Consider the following 22,582-nt stretch of genomic DNA (forward strand, 5'->3'; position numbering starts at 1 on the left):
CACTCGTCTACAGATTGGCACTCAACGGCCACCTCAACTGACATTCGGAGCGATGCACCTCGCGGAGGGGACCGGGCGCGACGAAGTCGAGGTGATCCGCGAGGGCGTCGGCTCCGAATTACCTGCGCGGACCTGATGAACCGGCGCGCTCATCCGCACGTGTCAGAAAGGTGGATTCGACTATGTCCGGTTTGACCCCGTACTTCGAGGACGTTCGGACCCACTATGACCTGTCCGACGCCTTCTTCCGGCTGTTCCTGGACCCGACACAGACGTACAGCTGCGCATACTTCGAGCGTAGCGAAATGACTCTGGAGGAGGCGCAGCCGGCCAAGATCGACCTGGCACTCGGGGTGGCATCGCTGTACCGGAGACTAGTGAGTCCGACGCGTACCGCTGACCACCCAGGTGGCCTGCTTGCCCCTGCCGCGCTCGGCCACTGAGACGTCGTCGAATCCGGCGTCGCGACACAAGGTACCGAAGGCCTCGGCCTGCTGCTGCGTCCAGCCGTGACTGGCCAATCCGGTGGCCCCGTCAGGTGATTGGCGTTCGATCGCGATCAGCCGCCCGCCCGGCGTCAGTACGCGGCGGGCTTCGGCAACCGCCTTGTCGACGTCCTGCCAGTGGTGCACCGTTGCCAGCGCCCACACCACGGTCGCCGATCCGTCGGTCACCGGCAGGGCCTCGGCAGTGCCCTCACCCCAGGTGATCGGCGCGCGTTTCGGCGTGACCAGCCGCGCGATGCGCAACATGGTGGACGAGGGGTCGACGCCGGTCACTCGCGCACCGCGCCGGGCGGCCACTCGGGCAGCGGTACCAGGTCCGCAACCCACATCGACTACGTGGTCTGTGGCCGAGACCTGCGCGACATCCGCGGCCAGCCGGGCCTTCGCCCGGCCCACCAGCAGGAAGACCAAGCCGCACAACACCCCGGTGACCCCCGCGAACCCGGGGTGTTCGGCATGGTGATTGATCGCACGCGCGGCGTTCATAGGTAGACCTTGCCGGTTCAAGGCGGGTTGAAGTCAAATGGCGGCATGGACCTGATCCCGATCGGCGAGGCCGCGGCGAGGTTGCAGATGAGTCCGTCGGCGTTGCGGTACTACGACGAACGTGGGCTGGTGTCCCCGTGCCTGCGGCAGGCCGGGAAGCGCATGTACGGGCCCGAGGAGCTTCGCCGGCTCGCACTGCTCAAGATTGTGAACCGGTTGGGCCTTCCGCTCGACACCGCGGCCGCAGTGCTCGACGCGCCGAGTGAACAGTGGCGCGAGACGGTGCGCGAGCAGATCGCCGCGCTGGATCGGGTCATCGCGCAAGCGCAAGGGGCGCAGCAGTTTCTGACCCATGCGCTGCGATGCCCCAAAGACCACCCGGCACGCGAATGCGACACGATGATCGGCGCGCTGGACCGGCTCGTCGACGGGATGAGCGTCGAGGAACTCGCCAGCGGCCAGGCCGGGTGGGTCGTCGACTGATCAACCTGTCACCGCACCTGCGCGCGTCCCCGCTCGATCACGGAGCTGCGGCTGGCCGCGATGTCGTCGCCGGACGCCGTAGCCATCCAGGCGCGGGCCGATGCCGCTTCGATCCATAGGCCTTGATTGGTCTGGGACTCGTCGATCCGGTGATACGAGGCGAGCAGGGCCCGGACAGCGGCCTGATTGTTGGCGACGATCGAGGTGGCCACCCGTCGAGCGGTAGGCAGCAGCTCGTCATGGGGGACCACCTCGGTGACCAGGCCGGCCCGTAACGCCTCGTCGGCTGAAAGGTAGTCGCCGGTCAGGCTCATCCGCCGGGCCAGGCCCACCCCGACCTTCTGCGGCAGCCGCACGCTCAGACCCCAGGTCGGCAGCAGCCCGACCCGCGCGTGGGTGTCGGCGAACTTGGCCTGCTCGGAGGCGATCAGGATGTCGCAGTAAAGCGCCAATTCCAGGCCTCCGGTGACCGCGGCACCGTTGATGGCACCGATCACCGGCTTGGTCATGGAAGGCCATTTGGGGGAGATGTCGGGCAACTCGGTGGTGTCGCCGAGTTCTTTGAGGTCCAGCCCTGCGCAGAACACCGGATCGGCCCCGGTGAGAATGACCACGTCGACATCGTCATCGGCCTGCGCGGTACGCAGCGCACTGTAGAACTCCGTGCGCAGCTGCGCCGAGAGGGCATTGCGCGATCGGGGCCGATTCAGGGTCAGAATGCGAACCCGGTCGGTGGTGTCGACGAGCAGTACGGGATCGGTCATGCGCTCACCGTAACCGCCGGGCCCAACGCGCCTATCGTGGGTGTCATGTGCCGCAACATCACTGAGCTGCGGGGGCTGCAGCCCGCCGCCACCGACGAAGAAATCGAGGCCGCGGCGCGCCAGTACGTGCGCAAGGTCAGCGGAATCACCCGTCCGACCGGGGCCAATATCGAGACGTTCGAGGCTGCCGTCGCCGAAGTCACCGAAACCACCACCAGGCTGCTCGACGGGCTGGCCCCGCGCCGGCAGCCACCAAAAACCGTTCCGCCACTGCGCCGTCCGGAGGTCCGCGCCCGGCTGGCCGCTCAGTGACGCAGCCTGGGCTCAAGGAGTGGGGCGCGGCCGTGCACGCCCTGCTCGACGGCCGCCAGACCGTGCTGCTGCGCAAGGGTGGCATCCACGAGAAGCGGTTCTCGGTGGCGGCGCCGGAGTTTGTGTTGTTCCCGACGATTGCACACAGCCACGCCGAGCGGGTGCGCCCCGAACATCAGCACCTGCTCGCTGCCGCGGCGGCCGACAGCACCGAGGACGCCGTGACCATCAGGGCCGGCGCGAAAGTTGTTGCAGCAGTGGAGGTGAACCGTCCTGAGGCGATCGAGGAACTCTCCGACCTGCACATCTGGACCGCCGAGTCGGTGCGCACCGACCGGCTCGATTTCCGCCCCAGGCACCGACTGACCGTCGTGATCGTCCAGGTGGCCCCGCTGCTGACGCCGATCCAGCTGATACGCACGCCCGAATTCGCCGGATGCAAGAGCTGGGTCGACCTGCCGGTGCCGGCGGTCCGGGGCCTGCCGGTGTGCGACGATGCGACGCTGCACGACGTCGCCGAGCGGGTGCGAACCTCAGTCGGCTGACGGCGGCTTCGGTCCGGCCGGCAGCAGCACCCGGGAAATCCCGCCCTGACCGTGGTGCACGGTGTGGGTGGCGCGCACCAGCTGGGAACCGGAGACCGGCGGCTCGCCGGTGCCCAGATTACGGGCGAAGCGTGGGTGTGAACCACCGGCGATCAGCACCCGGATCCGGGACCCGGCTCTGAACCGGTGCGCGACCGCATCGAGCTCGAGCCGAACCGGCCCGGTATGGCCGTTCAACCGGCGGAATCCGTCGGTTACGTTGCGGGACCGGCCTTTTGCATCCACCTCACTGATCCGGACGAAGATGTCGTGATACGGGTTGTCGCAGCTGTGGGCAAGCTCTGCGACGGGGCTGCCTGCCAGGTACAGGTCGGCCGGCAGCGGGTCGCCGGTGAACGTCAGGACATCGCTGCGCCGGGCCAGTCGGGTGTCGTCGCGGTAGCCGCCGCTGGCGGCCAAGAGCCGGCCGCCGATGGTCGGAGTGGGATCGGCCGGGTGATAGGTGAACGTCGATGAGCGCTCGCGCGAAGACCAACTGTCGTCTGACGGTGGGGCAGTGTCAGGCGGCGCAATCGCGCCCAGCCGCCCAGCCGGTTGCAGAAACAACTCGTGCTCCGGCATGACCGGCGGCCAGTCGGCCAGTTCCACCCAGCCGTGCCCGTTCACATGAATACGTACCGTGCTGCCGCGGTTGGTCTCACCCTGCTCGGCCAGATGGGCGCCCAGCCAGTCCAGCGATTCGCCGACCACGGTGGCGACTCCCTTGGTCATCAACTGGGTGTGCGTCCACGGGCCGACTGTCAACGCCACCGGGACGCCGCGCCGGTGGAGCTGCTCGTACTGCTTCAAGCTCTGGTCCAGGAACAGGTCCTGCCATCCACTGAGCAGCAGGATCGGTACCTCGGCCCGCTGCAATGCCTCGTCGAACCTCAGTTGGTCCCAGAACGGATCGTCGAGTTCGGGGTGTTCCAGCCAGGATTCGAACCACGGTGCACCGCTGCCCAGCAACTGACGGGCGGCCGTACCCATCGGCAGTCCGGCGGTAGCCTTGGCGAGCTCGGCGGGCCCGCGCAGCTGCCGGGAGAGGGCTTGCATCATGCCGGGCTCCTCCTGGCGGGCGACCATCGCGCTCCAGCCCAGGAAGTCGTTGAGGCTGAACGCTCCGGTGCCCCAGGATGACGTGCTGAAGTCGTGCGGGCCGACGGTGATGACGGCGGCCTTCATCTCCGGCGGCGGGTCGGCCAGCAGGGCCCACTGGGTGAAGCCGAGATAGGACAGGCCCACGGTGGCGAACGAACCGGTGAACCACGGCTGGTCCCGAAGCCAGGCCACGGTGTCGGCGCCGTCGGCCATCTCGTGGACCATCGGGGTGAACTGGCCGCCCGAGCCAAACGTGCCGCGCACGCTCTGCAACACCACGTGATAGCCGCGCGCCGCATATACCTGCGCGAACAGCGGTGAGAACGGGAAGCGACGGCCGTACGGTCCGCGCACCAGCAGGGTGCCTGCCGGTCGGTCGGTGAGGGGCGCGTAGTGGTCGGCGATGAGCTCGACGCCGTCGCGCATGGGGACCCGCAGTCCGTGCTGCACGGAGAAGTCGGTGGTGTGCGGCGGCAACCCGAGAACCCTGCTGACGGCCTTGCCGGCGTACCGGCGCAATGTGCTCACGCGACCAGGCTACGGATCGCCCGCTGTGCTTCTCGCAATGCGGCGCGACTCAGAACTTGTAGTACGGCGCCAGTTCGTGGGCCCGCTGCAGGTTGACAGCCAAGCAGTCCGGCCGGTCCGGGGAGTGGACGGGCGAGTAGAACAACGACTGCTGGATGACGCCGTAGCTGGTCTTGAACGCGATCATGCAGGTGACCCACCACCGGTCGTTCCAGTCGGTGGGCTTCATGATCCAGTACTGGGCGGCCCGGTGTCCGTCGACGTCCAGCTCGACCGCATCGGGCGGGATGGTCTGCTCGTAGGTGCGCCAGACGAACGCCTCGACGGCCATCTGGTAGTCGCCGGCGTCGTAGTGGCAGCGCAGGCTGTCCTCGGGCTCCGGCGGCGTGTAGGCCAGGCCGATCCGCTGGACCGCATCGAACGGGATGTCATTGCACGGATCGAAGGGCGACGGATCCGTGGTCTCGACGATCGGCCATTTGATCGTCGTGGACACGTTGGTCATCGGGAGGTCGGTGACGTCGAGGTGGAGCGGCCCGGCGGCCGCGCCCTCGGACGGGCCCGACTGCCACAGCACGATCACCGCCGAAACCAGTGCCGTCAATGCCGACAACAGGCGCAACTTGGCAGCCATCACACTCCCTCGCAGTTTGGTGGCAAAACGTTCCCCGGCTTGCGGGGAGTGTAGCGGTCCGCCGCGACCGACTCGACCATAAACGAGAACCTGTTCTAGTTGTCAATGCCTCGCGGTTCCGGCGCACCGTTAGGCTGGTCTGTTGTGGTGGTGCAACTGTGAATGATCACGAGTCGAGAGATCGGCAGCCTGTCCTCTGGGCGATCAGCGATCTGCATACCGGGCACAACGGGAACAAGCCGGTCACCGAGTCGTTGTACCCGGCCTCACCGGACGATTGGCTGATCGTCGCGGGTGATGTCGGTGAGCGCACCGATGAGATCCGATGGGCGCTGGATCTGCTGCGCAAACGGTTCGCGAAGGTCATCTGGGTTCCGGGCAACCACGAGCTGTGGACCACCAACAAGGACCCGATGCAGATCTTCGGCCGGTCGCGCTACGACTACCTGGTCGACATGTGCGACCAGATGGGTGTCATCACCCCCGAGCATCCGTTCCCGGTGTGGACCGAACAGGGTGGCCCGGCGACGATCGTGCCGATGTTCCTGCTCTACGACTACACATTCCTGCCCGAGGGTGCCTCCACCAAGGCCGAGGGGCTGGCCATCGCCCGCGACCGAAACGTCGTCGGCACCGACGAGTTCCTGCTGTCCAGTGAGCCCTACGCGACCCGCGACGCCTGGTGTCGTGACCGGGTGGCGGCCACCCGCAAGCGACTCGACGACCTGGACTGGATGACCCCGACAATCCTGGTCAACCACTTTCCGATGGTCCGCGAACCCTGCGATGCGATGTTCTATCCGGAATTCTCGTTGTGGTGCGGTACCACGGCCACCAGGGACTGGCACACCCGTTACAACGCGGTCTGCTCGGTGTACGGCCATCTGCACATTCCGCGGACCACGTGGTACGACGACGTGCGCTTCGAGGAGGTTTCGGTCGGTTATCCGCGGGAGTGGCGCCGCCGCAAGCCCTTCCGCTGGTTGCGTCAGATCCTGCCCGACCCCAACTACACGCCGGGCTATCTCAACGAGTTCGGCGGACACTTCCAGATCACCGATGAGATGCGGACTCACGCGCAGCAGGTGCAGGACCGGATCAAGGCCAGGCGCGGATGAGCGCTTGCGCGAAGAACAGAGTGGCACGATGAGCGACACGTTGCTGGGGCAGGTCCTGCCCGAGATGCCGGACAAGCTCGCCGCGGCCGAGTTGTACGACGACCCGCCGGGCCTGACTGCGCTGCCCGAGGAGGCGGCGCTGGTGGCCCGCGCAGTCGCGAAGCGACGCAACGAGTTCACCACGGTGCGCTACTGCGCCCGCCAGGCGCTGGGCGAACTGGGGGTGGGCCCGGTGCCGATCCTCAAGGGGGACAAGGGCGAGCCGTGCTGGCCTGACGGCATCGTCGGCAGCCTCACCCACTGCCAGGGCTTCCGCGGTGCGGTGGTCGGGCTTGTCGGCGGGGTGCGCTCGGTCGGCATCGACGCCGAACCGCATGACGTGCTGCCCGAGGGGGTATTGGGCGCCATCTCGCTGCCGCTGGAGCGCGTTGAACTCGGCGGACTTCCCGACGGCCTGCATTGGGATCGAATCCTGTTCTGCGCCAAGGAAGCCACCTACAAGGCGTGGTATCCGCTGACGCACCGCTGGCTCGGGTTCGAAGATGCCCACATCACGTTCGGGGTGGACGGGACGGGCGCGGCCGGAACATTCCGATCCCAGATACTCATCGATCCGGCTGCCGAACACGGGCCACCGCTGACGGCGCTGGACGGGCGATGGTCGGTGCGTGACGGTGTGACGCTGACGGCGATCGTGCTGTGAGTGGTCCAGAATCTGCGCACGCGAGGAGCAGTCCAAAACCCGGCCTGGTAATCGTCGACAAACCGGCCGGCATGACCAGTCACGATGTGGTGGGGCGCTGCCGGCGGTTGTTCGGCACCCGCAAGGTCGGTCACGCCGGCACCCTCGACCCGATGGCGACCGGGGTGCTGGTGGTCGGAATCGAACGTGCCACCAAGATCCTCGGTCTGCTCACCGCCACGGACAAGTCCTATGCCGCGACCATCCGGCTCGGTCAGACCACCACCACCGAAGATGCCGAAGGTGAAGTGCTGCAGTCGGTCTCGGCCGCGCATGTGACCGATGAGCAGATTGAGTCCACCGTCGCGGCACTGCGCGGAGACATCGAGCAGGTGCCGTCGGCGGTCAGCGCCATCAAGATCGCCGGACAGCGGGCCTACAAGCTGGCCCGCGAAGGGCAGACCGTCGAGCTGGCCGCCCGGCCGGTGCGCATCGGCCGATTCGACATCCTGGCTGTCCGTCGAGTGGACGAATTCGTCGACGTGGACGTCGATGTGGACTGTTCTTCGGGCACCTATATCCGCGCCCTGGCCCGCGACGTCGGCGTGGCACTCGGGGTGGGTGGCCACCTGACAGCGTTGCGCCGCACCAAGGTTGGCCGCTACGGCCTCGACGAGGCCCGCACGCTCGATGAACTTTCCGAGGAGGCGCGGCTGAGCTATTCGCTCGACGAGGCCTGCCTGGTCGGGTTCCCGCGCCGTGACCTGACCGCCGAGGAAACCGAGGACACCCGCCACGGGCGGGCGTTGGCGCCGGCCGGGATCGGCGGGATCTATGCCGCCACCGCACCGGACGGTCAGGTCATCGCACTGTTGCAGGACGGCTCGTCGCGCACCAAGAACGTGGTCGTACTGCGACCCGCGACGTTGTAGCGGCTACTCAAAGTTGGCCGTGGCGAGGCGGTTTCGTGCCCGAGAGGGTGTAGTTGCCGATGTGGCGGATCTTCCATCGGGTGGCGTCGTGCAGCGTGTGGGTGCGGGCATCACGCCAGTACCGCGACAGGTTGCCTGACGCCGAGGCGCTGCGGGTGCCGCCGAACTCGAACAGCGCGCTGCCGGCGTCCACCGCGGCCCGGGCCGCGGACACCTTGGCGACCGCCACCGCAATCGAGGCGGCCGCCGCGCTGTCTTCGGTGAGATCGCCGCGGGCCGCGTCGACCTGGCGGGCCGCCTCGGCGAGCAGTGCCACCGCACCGCGCACTGTCACGGTCAGCTCACCGGCCGCCTGCACCAGCGTGGGATCCTCGACGGCGCTCGGGACCGCCGCCTCGAAATGCGGCCGGGCCTTGCCCGCCTGGCGCACCCCTTCCTCCAGCGCGGCGGTGGCGATACCTACGTCCAGGGCGGCGTGAAGCAGCTGCGCCCGCGCCCCGTACACCGTGGGTCGTGTGAAGATCGGGCTGAACTCGACGACATGGGCCGTGGGTACCTCGACGGCATCGAGGGTGACGGTGCCCGAGGCCGTGGTCCGCTGTCCCATGCCGTCCCAGTCATCGACAACGTCGACCCCGTCGGTATCGCGCGGAACGAATGCGATCGCTTTCGGCGTGGCGGCCGTCGGCACCCCCGAACCATCGGAGAGCGAGGCCCGCACGATCAGCCAGTCGGCGAACAGCGCCCCGGTCGAGTAGTACTTGCGGCCGCGTAGGACATAGCCGATGTCGGACGCCGTGAGCGTGGTGGTGTCCACGTCGACGGGATGCGGCCCGCGTTCGGACTGGGCATTGGCGAACAACGCCCCATCCAGCACCAGGCCGTAGAAGTACGCCTGCTGCGCCGGCGTGCCCTGCAAGCGCAAGGCCTCCAGAAATGTGAAATGCGAGTGCGGGATCTGGCCGATCGACGGGTCGCCGTGTGCCAGCAGTCGCATCACCTCGGCGAGGACGGTGACCGGCACGTCGAGCCCACCGTGTTCGGCGGGCACGGTCAAGGCCAGCAGTCCTGACTCCTTCAGCGCCCGAACCTGCTCGTGCGGCGGTATCCGGTGCGCGTCGCGGGCTCCGGCGTCGGCGGCGAAGGCTTTCGACAGTCGTGCCGCGGCGGTCAGCGCGGTCTCCGCCGACGAGATGCGGGCGGCGCCGGCCAGATCGGTCATCGCGGCGTACCGACAAACGGGATCGAGGCGGGCGCACCGGCCTGCTCGCCGCCGCCGAACAGGCCGCGCTCGCGCAGGATCGGCACGACACCCTCGCCGAACCAGAACAGCTCCTCGAGGTGCGGATAGCCCGAGAAGATGAACTCGTCGATACCGATCTCGGCGTATTCGGCGATCCGGTCGGCCACCTCGGTGTGGCTGCCCACCAACGCGGTCCCTGCGCCGCCGCGCACCAGCCCGACACCCGACCACAGGTTCGGGGCGATCTCCAAGCTGCGGGCGTCGCTCCAGGTGCCGTTCACACGGTTGGCCTCGTGCAGTGCCCGCATACGTTGCTGGCCCTCGGACTGGCTGCGGGCCAGCCCGGCCTGCGCTGCGGCGACCGTCTCCTCGTCCAGCGCGGCGACCAGGCGGTCGGCCTGCGCCCACGCCTCCTCGGAGGTGTCCCGCGAAATGGTGTGCAGGCGGATACCGAAGCGCAGCTTGCGTCCCTGCTCCTCGCCGAGCGCGCGGATCCACTCGATCTTCTCGCGCACCGCCGCGGGCGGCTCACCCCAGGTCAGGTAGACATCGGAGTGCCGTGCGGCCACCGGGCCCGCCGCCTGCGAGCTGCCGCCGAAGTACAGCGGCGGCACCGGGGTCGGCGGGAGCGCCAGCGAGGCCTCTTCGACGTCGATGTACTCGCCCTTGTGCGTGACCGTCTCACCGGCCCACAGTCGCCGGACCACGTCGAGGAACTCGTCGCAACGCGCATACCGCGCGTCCTTGTCCAGGTGGTCGCCGAATGCCCGCTGCTCGTGGGCCTCGCCGCCGACGACGACATTGAGCAGGATCCGTCCGGGTGCGTGCCGGGCGAACGTCGCGGCCATCTGCGCCGACAGCGTCGGGCTCACCAGACCCGGGCGGAACGCCACCAGGAACGCCAGTGAGGTGGTCTCGCGGGCCAGCAGCGCGGCGGTGATGAACGCGTCCTCGCACCAGGCCCCGGTCGGGATCAGCGCGCCGGTGAACCCGAACCGCTCGGCCGAGCGGACGATCGACGCCAGGTAGTCGATCGAGGCTTCGCGGTCACCACCGGCAGAACCGGCGGGCGTGCCGTGGCCACCGCCGACGATGAGCCGGCTGTCGCCGTAGGTGGGCAGGAACCAGTGCAGAGAGACAGTCACGAACAGGACATGTTGGTGCCGATCCCGCTATGGCACACGGGTAAAAATCGCGATGATTCACTGATGATTCAGCTGGCGACAACCCAGATCGCCTCAGCCGCCGGATTGCCCAGCTCGACGAGAACGCTCGTGTCGTCGCGGCCGGACGGATCGTCGGGTTTGCCCGGTCGTCCTACGGCCACCGAGATCACGCCCGCGAAATCGCGCCGCGCGACCACCCGAACCCGGGAATCGAGGCTGATGCCGACGCTGTCGAAATAACGCAACATCTCCGGATCGGCATCGGAGATGCGGGCCACCGTGCCGGCGTCGCCGTCCTGGCATGCCGACAGCTGCCGGGCCGGTGGGGTGGGCACCTGACCGTCGGCGGCCGGGATGGGATCGCCGTGCGGGTCGCGGGTGGGGTGGCCCAGCTTGGCGTCGATGCGATCGAGCATCCGGTCGGAGACCGCGTGCTCGAGGATCTCGGCCTCGTCGTGCACCTCGTCCCAGCTGTAACCGAGCTCGGACACCAGGAAGGTCTCCATGAGCCGGTGCCGTCGCACCATCGCCAGCGCGGCACGCCGGCCCGCATCGGTCAGCGTCACCGCGCCGTACTTCTCGTGGTCGACCAGGCCCTGATCGGCGAGTTTGCGAATGGATTCCGACGCCGTGGAGGCGGACACGCCGATCCGCTCGGCCAGCAGTTTCGTGCTGACCTTTTCGCGAGACCACTCCTGGGCTGTCCAGATGACTTTCAGATAGTCCTGGGCAACCGTGGAGAGGTCTTGGTGGTTACCGTCTGGACTCACAGTAGGAAAGTTTAGGCAATCATCACCTGATCGGGGGATCTAGAGCAGACCGCGGCGCGTTCGGGTCGTAGGCTGATCGCGTGCAGCGCTGGCGTGGGCAGGACGAGATCCCCACGGACTGGGGCAGGTGTGTAGTCACCATCGGGGTGTTCGACGGGGTTCACCGTGGACACGCGGAGTTGATCAGCCATGCGGTGAAGTCGGGCCGATCACGCGGAGTACCGGTGGTTCTCATGACCTTCGACCCACATCCGATGGAGGTGGTATTTCCGGGGAGTCATCCGGCGCAGTTGACGACGCTGACCCGCCGGGCCGAACTGGTCGAGGAACTCGGCGTCGACGTCTTTCTGGTCATGCCGTTCACCTCGGACTTCATGAAGCTCACCCCCGAGCGGTACATCCATGAGCTGTTGGTGGAAGACCTGCATGTGGTCGAGGTCGTGGTGGGGGAGAACTTCACCTTCGGCAAGAAGGCGGCAGGCAACGTGGCAATGCTGCGTACGGCCGGGGAGCGGTTCGGATTCGCGGTCGAGAGCATGTCGCTGGTGACCGAAACGCTCGACGCCGAGCATCGCGACGAGCGGGTCACCTTCTCCTCGACCTACATCCGGTCCTGCGTCGACGCCGGTGACGTGGTGGCCGCCACCGAGGCCCTGGGCCGACCGCACCGCGTCGAGGGCGTGGTGGTCCGCGGTGACGGGCGGGGCCGGGTGCTGGGTTTCCCGACTGCGAACGTGGCGCCTCCGATGTTCTCGGCGATTCCCGCCGACGGCGTGTACGCCGCCTGGTTCACCGTGCTGGGGCACGGTCCGGTGATGGGCACCGTGATTCCGGGCGAGCGATATCAGGCCGCCGTCTCGGTGGGCACCAACCCGACCTTCTCCGGGCGTACCCGCACGGTCGAGGCGTTCGTGCTCGACACCAATGCCGACCTGTACGGGCAGCATGTCGCGGTCGATTTCGTCTCCCGGATTCGCGGGCAGGAGAAGTTCGATTCGGTGAAGGATCTGGTGGTGGCCATGGAGGCCGATACCGACCGGGCCCGCGCGATTCTGGCTGCGCACTCGCAAAGCTGAATTCGCGGCTCGCCGCGGTCCTGCTAGACTTTGCCCCGATCCGGTGCATGCTGCAGTCCGCGGTGGCTGTGCCGAGAATATGTTCGCGGGACTGAAATGATGGAGTTACTTTCGTGGCGCTTACTGCCGAGCAGAAAAAAGAAATCCTGACCAGCTACGGTCTGCACGAGACCGACACCGGTTCGCCGGAGGCCCAGGTCGCCCTCCTGACCAAGCGGATCACGGATCTGACCGAGCACCTCAAGCAGCACAAGCATGACCACCACTCGCGGCGCGGTCTGCTGCTGCTCGTCGGCCGTCGTCGCCGGCTGCTCAAGTACGTCGCCCAGGTTGATGTGGCGCGTTACCGCTCCCTGATCGAGCGCCTCGGGCTGCGTCGCTGACGCGGCGTCGATGCCACCACTTTCCGCGGCTGCCCCTCTCGGGGCAGCCGCGATACTTTTCGTCGGCGGATTGACCGCATGCTCGTCCGCGGCGGCCGCGGACATGAAGGCAGGGGACTGCCTGAAGATGAGCGGCACCTACGAGCGCCCGGACTCCAGCCGGGCGGAGTGCGGCAGCGACGCGTCGAACTACAAGGTGATCTCCACGGTCACCGACAGCGACCAGTGCCCGGGCGACGTCGACACCTACTACTCGGTGCGCAGTGCATTCAGTGAGGAGACCCAGACGCTCTGTCTGGACATCGACTGGATCACCGGCGGCTGCATGAGCATCGACCCCGCGAACGACAAAGACCCGTATCGGGTGGACTGCGCGGATTCTTCTGCGCCGCACCGGCAACGGGCCACCGAGGTTCTACGCGGGGTGTCGAACGTCGATCAGTGCGCCAGCGGGGTGGGCTACGCCTACCCGGAACGCCAGTTCACCGTATGTGTGGAGGACGTGTCCTAGCTGGCACGGATGGCTGTTGGGCCGTTGCTGCCGTGTAACATGAGGGCGTTCAGTGGCTCAATTCTGCGCTGAACTCAGGTGCGGCATCCGCGATCCGGCGGGCGCTGTTCCTGCGAGTCATATCGGGCCCGCCTGGACGGGCGGTCTTCGGTAGTGGCTGCCGGACCCCGACACAGGGACTATCTCTGGGGGGCCATCCGGCCGCTTCGATCGACGGCCGTAGCCGTATCCAGGGCCCGTGGCGTATCGCCACCGTGACGCCGCGAAAACAGTTGAATGAATCGAAAGAGGCCAACGGACTCTATGTCTGTAGTTGAACTTGAAGACGGTGTGTTCGAATCCACCGCAATCCTCGACAACGGGAGCTTCGGCACCCGCACCATCCGATTCGAGGCCGGCCGGCTGGCCCAGCAGGCCGCCGGCTCCGTCGTCGCCTACCTCGACGACGAGACCATGCTGCTGAGCGCCACCACCGCCAGCAAGACGCCGAAGGACCACTTCGACTTCTTCCCGCTGACCATCGACGTCGAGGAGCGGATGTACGCCGCGGGTCGTATCCCCGGCTCGTTCTTCCGGCGTGAGGGCCGTCCGTCGACCGACGCGATCCTCACCTGTCGCCTGATCGACCGGCCGCTGCGCCCGTCGTTCGTCAGCGGTCTGCGTAACGAGATCCAGGTCGTGGTGACCGTGCTGAGCCTGGATCCGAAGGATCTGTACGACGTGCTCGCCATCAATGCCGCCTCTGCGTCGACGCAGATTTCCGGCCTGCCGTTCTCCGGCCCGGTCGGCGGCGTGCGCGTTGCCCTGATCGATGGCCAGTGGGTCGCCTTCCCGACCGTCGAGCAGCTGGAGAAGGCTGTCTTCGACATGGTCGTCGCGGGCCGCAAGGTGGGCGACGACGTCGCGATCATGATGGTCGAGGCCGAAGCCACCGAGAACGTCATCGAGCTGATCGCCGGCGGCGCCGGTGCGCCGACCGAGGCCGTTGTGGCCGAGGGCCTTGAGGCGGCCAAGCCGTTCATCTCGGTGCTGTGCGACGCTCAGGCCGAGCTGGCCGAGAAGGCCGCCAAGGAGATCGCCGAGTACCCGTTGTTCCCCGACTACGCCGACGACGTCTACGACGCCGTGGCCGCGGTGGCCACCGAGGCGCTGTCGGAGGCGCTGACCATCGCCGGTAAGCACGAGCGCGACGACCGCACCAACGAGATCAAGGTCGAGGTGCTCGAGCGCCTGGGCGAGACCTACGCCGGGCGCGAGAAGGAGATCGGCGCGGCCTACCGCTCGCTGACCAAAAAGCTTGTGCGCCAGCGCATCCTGACCGATCACTTCCGTATCGACGGCCGTGGTGTGACCGACATCCGCGCGCTCTCGGCCGAGGTGGCTATCATTCCGCGGGCGCACGGCAGCGCGCTGTTCGAGCGCGGCGAGACCCAGATCATGGGTGTCACCACACTCGACATGGTCAAGATGGCCCAGCAGATCGACTCGCTGGGACCGGAGACCTCCAAGCGCTACATGCATCACTACAACTTCCCGCCGTTCTCGACCGGTGAGACCGGCCGAGTGGGTTCGCCCAAGCGCCGCGAGATCGGCCACGGCGCGCTGGCCGAGCGGGCACTGGTTCCCGTGCTGCCCAGCGTGGAGGAGTTCCCCTACGCGATCCGTCAGGTGTCCGAGGCCCTGAGCTCCAACGGTTCGACCTCGATGGGCTCGGTGTGCGCCTCGACGCTGTCGCTGCTGAACGCCGGTGTGCCGCTCAAGGCGCCGGTCGCCGGTATCGCCATGGGCCTGGTGTCCGATCAGGTGGACGGCGAGACCCGCTACGTCACCCTCACCGACATCCTCGGCGCTGAGGATGCCTTCGGCGACATGGACTTCAAGTGCGCAGGCACCAAGGACTTCGTCACCGCGCTTCAGCTCGACACCAAGCTGGACGGCATCCCGTCCAAGGTGCTCGCCGGTGCGCTGAGCCAGGCCAAGGACGCACGGCTGACCATCCTGGACGTGATGGCCGAGGCCATCGACGCGCCGGACGAGATGAGCCCGTACGCACCGCGGATCACCACCATCAAGGTTCCGGTCGACAAGATCGGTGAGGTCATCGGACCCAAGGGCAAGATGATCAACTCGATCACCGAGGAGACCGGCGCGTCGATCTCGATCGAGGATGACGGCACGGTGTTCGTCGGAGCCTCCAACGGCGAAGCGGCGCAGGCCGCGATCGACAAGATCAACGCCATCGCGAACCCGCAGCTGCCCAAGATCGGTGAGCGGTTCCTCGGAACCGTGGTCAAGACCACCGATTTCGGCGCATTCGTGTCGCTGCTGCCGGGCCGTGACGGCCTGGTCCACATCTCGAAGCTGGGCCGCGGCAAGCGGATCAACAAGGTCGAGGACGTGGTGAAGGTCGGCGACAAGCTGCGCGTCGAGATCGCCGATATCGACAACCGCGGCAAGATCTCGCTGGTGCTCGTCGAAGAGGAGTCGGCGGATCAGGCCGCCGGTGCAGTGGACGGTGCCCCGGCGCCGGCCGAAGCTGCCTCGGCTGCCGAGTCCTGATCGCCTCAGCTCGACATAAGGCGTTTGCACTGAATACCACTGATGTCCGCCGGACAGATCTGCCCGGCGGACTCCGGGTGGTCACTGAGTACATCCCGTCGGTGCGTTCGGCATCGGTCGGGGTCTGGGTAGGTGTCGGTTCCCGTGACGAAGGACGAAGCGTCGCGGGCGCCGCACACTTCCTGGAACACCTGTTGTTCAAGGCCACCCCGACGCGTAGCGCAGTCGACATAGCGCAGGCTGTCGATGCCGTCGGAGGTGAGCTGAACGCGTTCACCACGCGTGAGCACACCTGCTATTACGCGCATGTGCTCGACTCCGATCTGGAGCTCGCGGTCGACCTGGTCGCCGACGTCGTGCTGCGAGGCCGTTGCGCCACCGAGGATGTCGAGGTGGAACGCGACGTCGTCCTCGAAGAGATCGCCATGCGCGACGACGATCCCGAGGACAGTCTCGGCGACGTCTTCCTCTCGGCGATGTTCGGCGATCACCCGGTGGGACGCCCGGTGATCGGCAGCGTCGAGTCGATCGAGACGATGACGCGCGCGCAGCTGCATTCGTTCCACGTCCGTCGCTACACCCCCGAACGGATGATCGTGGCGGTCGCGGGCAACATCGACCACGACGTGGTCGTGTCGTTGGTGCGGCAGCATTTCGGTCCGCGGCTCGAAGCCGGTCGCACCGCGGTGGCTCCGCGTAAGGGTGCAGGCCGGGTCGGGGGCAAGCCGTCGTTGCTCGTGGTCGACCGCGACGGAGAACAGACCCACGTGTCACTGGGCGTTCGCACGCCCGGCCGGCACTGGGAACACCGGTGGGCTCTGTCGGTGCTCAACACCGCACTCGGCGGTGGCCTGAGTTCGCGCCTGTTCCAGCAGATTCGGGAATCTCGTGGTCTGGCCTACTCGGTGTACTCGACGGTGGACACCTTCGCCGACAGCGGGGCGCTCTCGGTGTATGCCGGGTGCCAGCCGGAACGATTCGACGAAGTGATCCGGGTGACCACCGACGTTCTGGAAGGCGTTGCCAGAGACGGGATCACCGCCGACGAATGCCGGATCGCGAAGGGCTCGTTGCGCGGTGGGCTCGTGCTCGGGCTGGAAGATTCCGGTTCGCGCATGCACCGGATAGGGCGCAGCGAGCTCAATTACGGTGAGCACCGGACCATCGACCACACGCTGGCTCAGATCGAGGCGGTCACGCTCGAAGAGGTCAACGCTATCGCTCACCAGTTGCTGTCCCGCGAGTACGGTGCTGCGGTGCTCGGCCCATATAGGTCGAAAAAGGCTCTGCCGCAACAGCTTCTAACCATCGCCGGCTGACCCGCTAGGGTGGGTCCGATGACGGGACTCTCACGGCGCAATGTTCTGATCGGTTCGCTCGCGGCGGCAGCGGCCGTCGGTGCCGGTGTGGGGGCCGCCGCACCGGCGTTTGCCGCCCCGATCGATGACCAGATTGCTGAGCTGGAACGTCGGGACAATGCCCTGATCGGCTTGTACGCGGCCAATCTGGACTCCGGGCAGGCCCTCACCCATCGGCCCGACGAGATGTTCGCGATGTGCTCGACATTCAAGGGTTACGCCGCTGCGCGGGTACTGCAGATGGTCGGGCGCGGACAGCTGTCGCTGGACAACCGCGTCTTCGTCGACCGGAACGCGATCGTGCCGAACTCACCGGTCACCGAGACCCACGCCGGTGCCGAGATGACGCTGGCGCAGTTGTGTCAGGCAGCGCTGCAGCGCAGTGACAACACTGCGGGCAACCTGCTGCTGAAAACCATTGACGGGCCGTCAGGAATTACCGCGTTCGCCCGCAGCGTCGGTGACGAGCGCACCCGGCTTGACCGCTGGGAAGTCGAGTTGAACTCGGCGATTCCAGGCGATCCGAGGGATACCTCCACCCCGGCTGCGCTGGCTTCCGGGTACCGCGCGGTGCTGACCGGTGACGCTTTGAGCCCGCCGCAGCGCCGCCAGTTGGAGGACTGGATGCGGGCCAATCAGACATCGAGCGTGCGAGCCGGACTTCCCGAGGGCTGGACCACGGCCGACAAGACGGGCAGCGGCGATTACGGCAGCACCAACGATGTCGGGATCGCCTACGGGCCCGCCGGTCAAAGGCTGTTGTTGGCGGTGATGACGCGGTCGCAGGCCGATGACCCGAAGGCCGACAACCTGCGTCCGCTCATCGGTGAGTTGACGGGGCTCGTGGTGCCGTCGTTACTCTGAGTGCTCCGCGGATCCGATTGCGGCCGAGCCGTTCTCGGTGTTCTGGATCTCGATCTGGCGGGCTCCGGCGGGGTTCTGCGACAACGGCACGCGCACGGTGAGAATGCCGCGCTCGTAACCGGCGGTGATGTTGTCTTCGTCAGCCTCTGCAGGCAGCGTCACGGTGCGCAGGAACGAACCGTAGGAGAACTCCGACCGTGCCGTGGTGTCGGCGCGTTCGGAGCGCTCGGCCTTCACGGTCAGCTGGCCGTCGGCCACGGTGATCTGAACATCGGCGGCCGGATCGATGCCGGGGATTTCGGCGCGCAGTTCGTAGTGATCCTCGGTGACCTCGTCCTCGATGCGCATGAGGTTGCGCTCGAAGATGGGGCGCAGGCCGGCGAACGGCGTGATCCCGGCGAAGAACTCCGAAAGCTCGGGCAGCAACGGGCGGGGCTGGTGCGCGACGGGCAGGTTGACCATGGGTGACTCCTCAGTCTTGGAACGTAGATCGGAGGAAAAGGCCTTGTAACGCTTGCCCTTTCGATCCAAGCACTGGCGTGGAGCCGCCGGTCGAATGCGCGGTGAACAGCACGGGTACGTGCGGCTGCTAAGTCACCTGCAGCGAGTCGTCGCGCTGCAGAACGAAGAAATAGGGCTTACCCGAGTTGCGTAGGTCCATGGCCCCGATCACGGCGTCGTCGGCCAGTCGCCGGAACACGTCGTTGATGGGCAGCTGGTCGTAGATCATGGTCGCGGTGTCGATGCCGCGGTAGCGGGTGGTGCGCAACCTGGCTTTGGGTGCGCGGGTTTGCAGCACGGGGCGCAATGCTGCGATCGGCGCCACCATCGACCGATTCCGAAGCAGTGGGATCTTGGTCGACACCGCGAGGCCGCCGAAGGCCAGAGTCGGGTTGAGGGCCCACAGCGATGCGCCGTCGCTCGCGGGGAACAGCAGCGGATGGACGGTCTCGCCGTCGACGAACTGTTTGCCCCACCAGCCGCTGGCCGCTAGTAGGCCGTCCATCGGATGTCCGGTGGGCAGTTCGGCGCCGTGCCAGGTGCCGACCATGAATTCCGGTTCGACCGCCTCGGCCGCGTCGAACACGTCGAGCGCCTCGGTTGTGGTCGACGGGACGGTGGGGAACAGCTGCTGCAACATGGACGCCACCATACTTGACACGTGTCAAGAATGGCTACGGGCCGGAATGCGCGATCGCCCGGCCGGAGCCAACTCCAGCCGGGCGATCGTGTTTGGTATCAGGCCAGGAGGGCGGCCGGATCGGTGAACGGCATGTCGAGGTCGGAGGCGACCTGCTCGGACAGCAGCCCGCCTTCGTGTGTCGACAGGCCCTTGGCCAGCGCCGGGTCATCCGCGCAGGCTGCCTGCCAGCCCTTGTCTGCCAGCTTGAGCACGTACGGCATGGTCGCGTTGGTCAGCGCGAATGTTGACGTACGCGGCACCGAGCCCGGCATGTTGGCCACGCAGTAGAACACGGTGTCGTGCACGGCGAACGTCGGATCGTCGTGGGTGGTGGGCCGTGAATCCTCGAAGCAGCCGCCCTGGTCGATGGCGATGTCCACCAGCACCGCGCCGGGCTTCATGTGGGACACCATCGAATTGGTGACCAATTTGGGGGCCTTGGCGCCCGGGATCAGCACGGCGCCGATCACCAGGTCTGCCTTCTTGACGGCCTCTTCGAGCTCCAGTGACGACGAGTAACGGGTCTCGATGCTGCTGTTCGCCTCGTTGTCGATCTTGCGCAGCGTGTTGATGTTCAGGTCGAACACCGTGACGTGCGCGCCCATGCCCTTGGCGATGCGGGCGGCGTTGTAACCCGCCACGCCACCGCCGATGACGACGACCTCGGCCGGTGCGACTCCGGGGACGCCACCCATGAGCACGCCGCGGCCGCCCTGGGTGCGCATCAGGTGGTACGAGCCGACCTGTGCAGACAACCGGCCGGCGACCTCGCTCATCGGGGCCAAGAGGGGGAGGGACACCGACCCGTCTGGTCCAGTGGTCTGCACCGTCTCATAGGCGATCGAGGTGGTGCCCGATGCCAGCAGGGCGTCGGTGCATTCCTTGGACGCTGCCAGGTGCAGGTAGGTGAACAGCGTCTGGCCCTTGCGCATGCGCGAGTACTCCGCCGCGATGGGCTCTTTGACCTTGAGGAGCAGTTCGGCCTCGGCCCACACCTGGTCGGCCGTGGTGACGATCTCGGCTCCGGCGGCCTTGAAGTCGTTGTCGGTGATGGCCGAGCCCTCGCCCGCGCCGGCCTGGATGATCACGTCGTGGCCGCGTCGGGTCAGCTCCGCCACGCCCGCCGGGGTGATCGCCACTCGGTACTCGTTGTTCTTGATCTCGGTCGGGATACCGACGAGCATGCTGGCTCCTTCAAAGTTGATGTGCTGAAATAATTGTGAAGAACCTTCGATTAATGAGCAATATCTCGGATGAAGATTCGCTAGGCTCCGTGCATGGCAGAAGAATCATCAATCTCAGCCGTGCGTGCGACCCGTTCACCGAAGGATGTTCGGCCGGATCTCGACGAGGTGGACCGTCGCATCCTGCTCGCGTTGCATGCCGATGCCCGCATGTCCAACAGTGCGCTGGCCGACGCGGTCGGTGTCGCCGCGTCGACGTGCCACGGCCGGGTGCGCAGGCTGCAGGAGATCGGGGTGATCCGCGGCTTCTACACCGACATCGATCCGGCGGCCGTCGGACTGAGCCTGCAGGCGATGATCTCGGTGAGTCTGCAATCGAACGCGCGGGGCAAGATCCGCAACTTCATCGCCCATATCCGCACCCGGCCACAGGTGATGGACGTCTACTTCCTGGCCGGGGGAGACGACTTCATCCTGCATGTGGCCGCGCGCGACACCGATGACCTCCGAGCCTTCGTGGTGGAGAACCTCAACGCCGACGCCGATGTCGCCGGAACACAGACCTCGCTGATCTTCGAGCATCTGCGGGGGGCGTCACCGCTCTGAGCTCACTGTGCCTGCAGGACCAATCCATTGCCGTCTGCGCCGACGAGCTTCAGTTGATCGGCGTCGACGGTGGTCTGCACCGTGCCCTTGAGGACTCCCAGGACGGCCTGTTCGATCTCGTCGACCTCCGGTGGGCAGGCCATCCTGGTGGTGGCCAGCGGGCCGAACTCGAGGCTCGATCCGGAAACGGTTGCGTGGCCGGTGATTCGATTGCAGCCCGTCGAACCGCTCACGGCGCCGTCGTCGGCGATGGTCAAGGTGGGCTTGGACTTCTCAAGTGCGACCGAGGTGGTGACCGCCTGCGCGGATACCAGGCTGGTGACGCGCCACGTGGTACCCGTGATCGGGCGGTTGGGATCGGCCACCTTCTTGTCTCGCAACGTGACGGTCGCGGCGTCGGTACGCAACGTGAGATCGTCGCCCGCCAGAGACCAGGTTGGCTTGGCGTCGAAGAACTTCGACACCCACGCGTCCGAATCGCCGACTGGTGGCGGGCAGGCCATCATGGTCATGGCCAACGCGGTGGTGGCGATCCGCCCTCCGGACAGGTCGACGGTGCCCGAACCGTGGTTGCAGCCCGCGAAAGTGCTGATCCGGTTCCCGTCGAAACCGACCGTCAGCGGCCCGTTTCCGGGGATCTGATCGCCCTCAACCTGCACCGACACGAACGTGCGACCGTTGAGGTCGGCATCGTCGGCGGCGGCATCGTCGGAGCACCCCACGAACGCGAGAACAGCGATGGCGAATGGTGTCAGCGAGATCAGGCGCATGGTTCCACCCTAGAGACCGGTTGTCGGTGTGGTCTCTACTGTGTGCAATCAGCCTGGGCGGCAGTCGGTTTCGTCGTCGCCTTTGCTGTTGGTTTCGGTGAAGTAGCGCTGGGGGTGGTGGTGCGTGTTGATGCGAGCCTGGCCGGTATCCAGGAGTGGAGGCGGGACCCACTCACATTGGCCGCGGTGGTTGATGTGGGTGGTCCATTTGCCGGGGCCGACGAGGCGTTGATCTGGCCCGCAGCCGAGGGTACAGCGCCTCGTTGGCCGCTTGCTGCAGAGTCTCCGGGGAGTTGGTGGCGGCGACGGCGACCAGTTTCTCCTCGAACCTGGCCCGGCCGACCGCGTCGACCCAGGGCGGGCATTTGCGGAAGAACGATTCCAGGATCTCGATGTGGTCGGCGCTGACCCAGCCGCCGGCTTGGGCGGCTGCAGTCGCCGACCGCAACGGCGGCAACGACTCTCCGGTTGTCGAGATGCGTGGCGCGAAGTTGAGGGCGTCGCGGTAGCGCCGACGGGCCTCGGTCCCAGGGATCCGCAACCGGATACGCAGTGCTTCGGGCCAGGACTTCGCGCCTATGCGCGCCGCGGTGCCTTGCTCGGCCAATGCGGCGATCGCCGGGTGTTCGATGGTGGGAATGAGGTTGCGGGCCTGCTGCATCCCCGAGCGCACGTCCAGCAACTGCGCGGTGGACAGGGCGGTGAAAGGCAGAGACTGCAGGTTGGCGACCGCGGCCGCCAACGCGACCAGCTTGGCAGCCACTCCGTCGTCCATGATT

25 protein-coding genes and 1 pseudogene are annotated in these 22,582 nt (G+C 66.9%); 14 read left to right on the forward strand and 12 right to left on the reverse strand.

Annotation, left to right across the window (positions count from 1 at the left end):
* Positions 1-182 precede the first annotated feature (182 nt).
* A pseudogene (locus tag ACZYZF_RS00920) lies at positions 183-365 on the forward strand (class I SAM-dependent methyltransferase); the annotation flags it as partial.
* 9 nt (positions 366-374) lie between these two features.
* Here the strand turns inward: ACZYZF_RS00920 and ACZYZF_RS00925 are convergent.
* A complete protein-coding gene (locus ACZYZF_RS00925) occupies positions 375-992 on the reverse strand; it encodes a class I SAM-dependent methyltransferase (RefSeq protein ID WP_463834289.1) in 618 nt (205 codons plus the stop codon).
* A gap of 45 nt (positions 993-1,037) precedes the next feature.
* Here ACZYZF_RS00925 and ACZYZF_RS00930 point away from each other — a divergent pair, with 45 nt between their 5' ends.
* Positions 1,038-1,475 carry a MerR family transcriptional regulator gene (locus ACZYZF_RS00930; RefSeq protein ID WP_463745485.1) on the forward strand — a complete coding sequence of 146 codons (438 nt, stop codon included), beginning with the start codon at positions 1,038-1,040 and terminating at the stop codon, positions 1,473-1,475.
* Positions 1,476-1,483: 8 nt separating this feature from the next.
* Here ACZYZF_RS00930 and ACZYZF_RS00935 read toward each other — a convergent pair whose 3' ends face one another.
* Entirely contained in the window at positions 1,484-2,239 is a 756-nt protein-coding gene (locus ACZYZF_RS00935) for an enoyl-CoA hydratase (RefSeq protein ID WP_463745486.1), read from the reverse strand.
* 45 nt (positions 2,240-2,284) lie between these two features.
* On the opposite strand from ACZYZF_RS00935, the gene ACZYZF_RS00940 reads away from it, so the two are divergent.
* Both ACZYZF_RS00940 and ACZYZF_RS00945 read left to right on the forward strand, forming a co-directional pair.
* Positions 2,285-2,551, forward strand: a complete 267-nt coding sequence (locus ACZYZF_RS00940) for a DUF2277 domain-containing protein (RefSeq protein ID WP_463745487.1) — start codon at positions 2,285-2,287, stop codon at positions 2,549-2,551.
* Positions 2,548-3,096: a DUF1802 family protein gene (locus ACZYZF_RS00945; RefSeq protein WP_463745488.1), complete on the forward strand. Its 549-nt coding sequence runs from the start codon at positions 2,548-2,550 to the stop codon at positions 3,094-3,096. The genes ACZYZF_RS00940 and ACZYZF_RS00945 overlap by 4 nt, the downstream gene beginning before the upstream one ends.
* Here ACZYZF_RS00945 and ACZYZF_RS00950 read toward each other — a convergent pair.
* Both ACZYZF_RS00950 and ACZYZF_RS00955 read right to left on the reverse strand, forming a co-directional pair.
* Positions 3,085-4,764, reverse strand: coding sequence for a CocE/NonD family hydrolase (locus ACZYZF_RS00950; RefSeq protein WP_463834290.1), 1,680 nt, complete (start codon positions 4,762-4,764; stop codon positions 3,085-3,087). The two genes, ACZYZF_RS00945 and ACZYZF_RS00950, sit on opposite strands and share 12 nt — an antisense overlap.
* Before the next feature lie 49 nt (positions 4,765-4,813).
* Positions 4,814-5,398 carry a DUF3558 domain-containing protein gene (locus tag ACZYZF_RS00955; RefSeq protein ID WP_463745490.1) on the reverse strand — a complete coding sequence of 195 codons (585 nt, stop codon included), beginning with the start codon at positions 5,396-5,398 and terminating at the stop codon, positions 4,814-4,816.
* Between the two features lie 158 nt (positions 5,399-5,556).
* Here ACZYZF_RS00955 and ACZYZF_RS00960 point away from each other — a divergent pair, with 158 nt between their 5' ends.
* The 3 genes from ACZYZF_RS00960 to truB are packed head-to-tail and all read left to right on the forward strand — an operon-like array spanning position 5,557 to position 8,130.
* A complete protein-coding gene (locus ACZYZF_RS00960) occupies positions 5,557-6,516 on the forward strand; it encodes a metallophosphoesterase family protein (protein WP_463834292.1) in 960 nt (319 codons plus the stop codon).
* Between the two features lie 28 nt (positions 6,517-6,544).
* Positions 6,545-7,219, forward strand: a complete 675-nt coding sequence (pptT, locus tag ACZYZF_RS00965) for a 4'-phosphopantetheinyl transferase PptT (RefSeq protein WP_463745492.1) — start codon at positions 6,545-6,547, stop codon at positions 7,217-7,219.
* On the forward strand, positions 7,216-8,130 hold the full coding sequence (gene truB, locus ACZYZF_RS00970) for a tRNA pseudouridine(55) synthase TruB (protein WP_463745493.1): 915 nt from the start codon (positions 7,216-7,218) through the stop codon (positions 8,128-8,130). The genes pptT and truB overlap by 4 nt, the downstream gene beginning before the upstream one ends.
* A gap of 7 nt (positions 8,131-8,137) precedes the next feature.
* Here the strand turns inward: truB and ACZYZF_RS00975 are convergent, their stop codons facing one another.
* The 3 genes from ACZYZF_RS00975 to mntR all read right to left on the reverse strand — a co-directional run bounded on the left by ACZYZF_RS00975 (position 8,138) and on the right by mntR (position 11,309).
* Positions 8,138-9,352 (reverse strand): SfnB family sulfur acquisition oxidoreductase, encoded by a 1,215-nt coding sequence (locus tag ACZYZF_RS00975; RefSeq protein ID WP_463745494.1) that lies wholly within the window; start codon positions 9,350-9,352, stop codon positions 8,138-8,140.
* Positions 9,349-10,518 carry an LLM class flavin-dependent oxidoreductase gene (locus tag ACZYZF_RS00980; protein ID WP_463745495.1) on the reverse strand — a complete coding sequence of 390 codons (1,170 nt, stop codon included), beginning with the start codon at positions 10,516-10,518 and terminating at the stop codon, positions 9,349-9,351. The genes ACZYZF_RS00975 and ACZYZF_RS00980 overlap by 4 nt, the downstream gene beginning before the upstream one ends.
* 68 nt (positions 10,519-10,586) lie before the next feature.
* Positions 10,587-11,309, reverse strand: a complete 723-nt coding sequence (gene mntR / locus ACZYZF_RS00985) for a manganese-binding transcriptional regulator MntR (RefSeq protein WP_463834293.1) — start codon at positions 11,307-11,309, stop codon at positions 10,587-10,589.
* Between the two features lie 80 nt (positions 11,310-11,389).
* On the opposite strand from mntR, the gene ACZYZF_RS00990 reads away from it, so the two are divergent.
* The 6 genes from ACZYZF_RS00990 to bla all read left to right on the forward strand — a co-directional run bounded on the left by ACZYZF_RS00990 (position 11,390) and on the right by bla (position 18,060).
* Entirely contained in the window at positions 11,390-12,385 is a 996-nt protein-coding gene (locus ACZYZF_RS00990) for a bifunctional riboflavin kinase/FAD synthetase (protein ID WP_463745497.1), read from the forward strand.
* 113 nt (positions 12,386-12,498) lie between these two features.
* The gene (rpsO, locus tag ACZYZF_RS00995) at positions 12,499-12,768 is read left to right on the forward strand and encodes a 30S ribosomal protein S15 (RefSeq protein WP_163662220.1); all 270 of its coding nucleotides are present in this window, start codon (positions 12,499-12,501) and stop codon (positions 12,766-12,768) included.
* Between the two features lie 10 nt (positions 12,769-12,778).
* A complete protein-coding gene (gene lppU, locus ACZYZF_RS01000; RefSeq protein WP_463834294.1) occupies positions 12,779-13,279 on the forward strand; it encodes an LppU family putative lipoprotein in 501 nt (166 codons plus the stop codon).
* 303 nt (positions 13,280-13,582) lie between these two features.
* On the forward strand, positions 13,583-15,838 hold the full coding sequence (locus ACZYZF_RS01005; protein WP_463745499.1) for a polyribonucleotide nucleotidyltransferase: 2,256 nt from the start codon (positions 13,583-13,585) through the stop codon (positions 15,836-15,838).
* A gap of 29 nt (positions 15,839-15,867) precedes the next feature.
* Entirely contained in the window at positions 15,868-17,157 is a 1,290-nt protein-coding gene (locus tag ACZYZF_RS01010; protein WP_463745967.1) for a M16 family metallopeptidase, read from the forward strand.
* Between the two features lie 18 nt (positions 17,158-17,175).
* On the forward strand, positions 17,176-18,060 hold the full coding sequence (gene bla / locus ACZYZF_RS01015; protein ID WP_463834295.1) for a class A beta-lactamase: 885 nt from the start codon (positions 17,176-17,178) through the stop codon (positions 18,058-18,060).
* Here bla and ACZYZF_RS01020 read toward each other — a convergent pair.
* From ACZYZF_RS01020 to ald, 3 genes are all read right to left on the reverse strand, one after another.
* Positions 18,052-18,522 (reverse strand): Hsp20/alpha crystallin family protein, encoded by a 471-nt coding sequence (locus ACZYZF_RS01020; protein WP_463745501.1) that lies wholly within the window; start codon positions 18,520-18,522, stop codon positions 18,052-18,054. The genes bla and ACZYZF_RS01020 overlap by 9 nt on opposite strands.
* A 127-nt stretch (positions 18,523-18,649) precedes the next feature.
* The gene (locus ACZYZF_RS01025) at positions 18,650-19,201 is read right to left on the reverse strand and encodes a DUF4334 domain-containing protein (RefSeq protein ID WP_463834296.1); all 552 of its coding nucleotides are present in this window, start codon (positions 19,199-19,201) and stop codon (positions 18,650-18,652) included.
* A 98-nt stretch (positions 19,202-19,299) separates the two neighbouring features.
* Positions 19,300-20,427: an alanine dehydrogenase gene (gene ald, locus ACZYZF_RS01030; protein WP_463834297.1), complete on the reverse strand. Its 1,128-nt coding sequence runs from the start codon at positions 20,425-20,427 to the stop codon at positions 19,300-19,302.
* Between the two features lie 93 nt (positions 20,428-20,520).
* Here ald and aldR point away from each other — a divergent pair, with 93 nt between their 5' ends.
* On the forward strand, positions 20,521-21,033 hold the full coding sequence (aldR, locus tag ACZYZF_RS01035; protein WP_463745504.1) for an HTH-type transcriptional regulator AldR: 513 nt from the start codon (positions 20,521-20,523) through the stop codon (positions 21,031-21,033).
* Between the two features lie 2 nt (positions 21,034-21,035).
* On the opposite strand, the gene ACZYZF_RS01040 is transcribed toward aldR, so the two are convergent.
* Both ACZYZF_RS01040 and ACZYZF_RS01045 read right to left on the reverse strand, forming a co-directional pair.
* Positions 21,036-21,803 (reverse strand): META domain-containing protein, encoded by a 768-nt coding sequence (locus tag ACZYZF_RS01040; RefSeq protein WP_463834298.1) that lies wholly within the window; start codon positions 21,801-21,803, stop codon positions 21,036-21,038.
* A 172-nt stretch (positions 21,804-21,975) separates the two neighbouring features.
* Positions 21,976-22,578 (reverse strand): DUF222 domain-containing protein, encoded by a 603-nt coding sequence (locus ACZYZF_RS01045; protein ID WP_463834299.1) that lies wholly within the window; start codon positions 22,576-22,578, stop codon positions 21,976-21,978.
* Positions 22,579-22,582: the final 4 nt, after the last annotated feature.

Source organism: Mycobacterium sp. IDUB_24 (assembly GCF_055419385.1).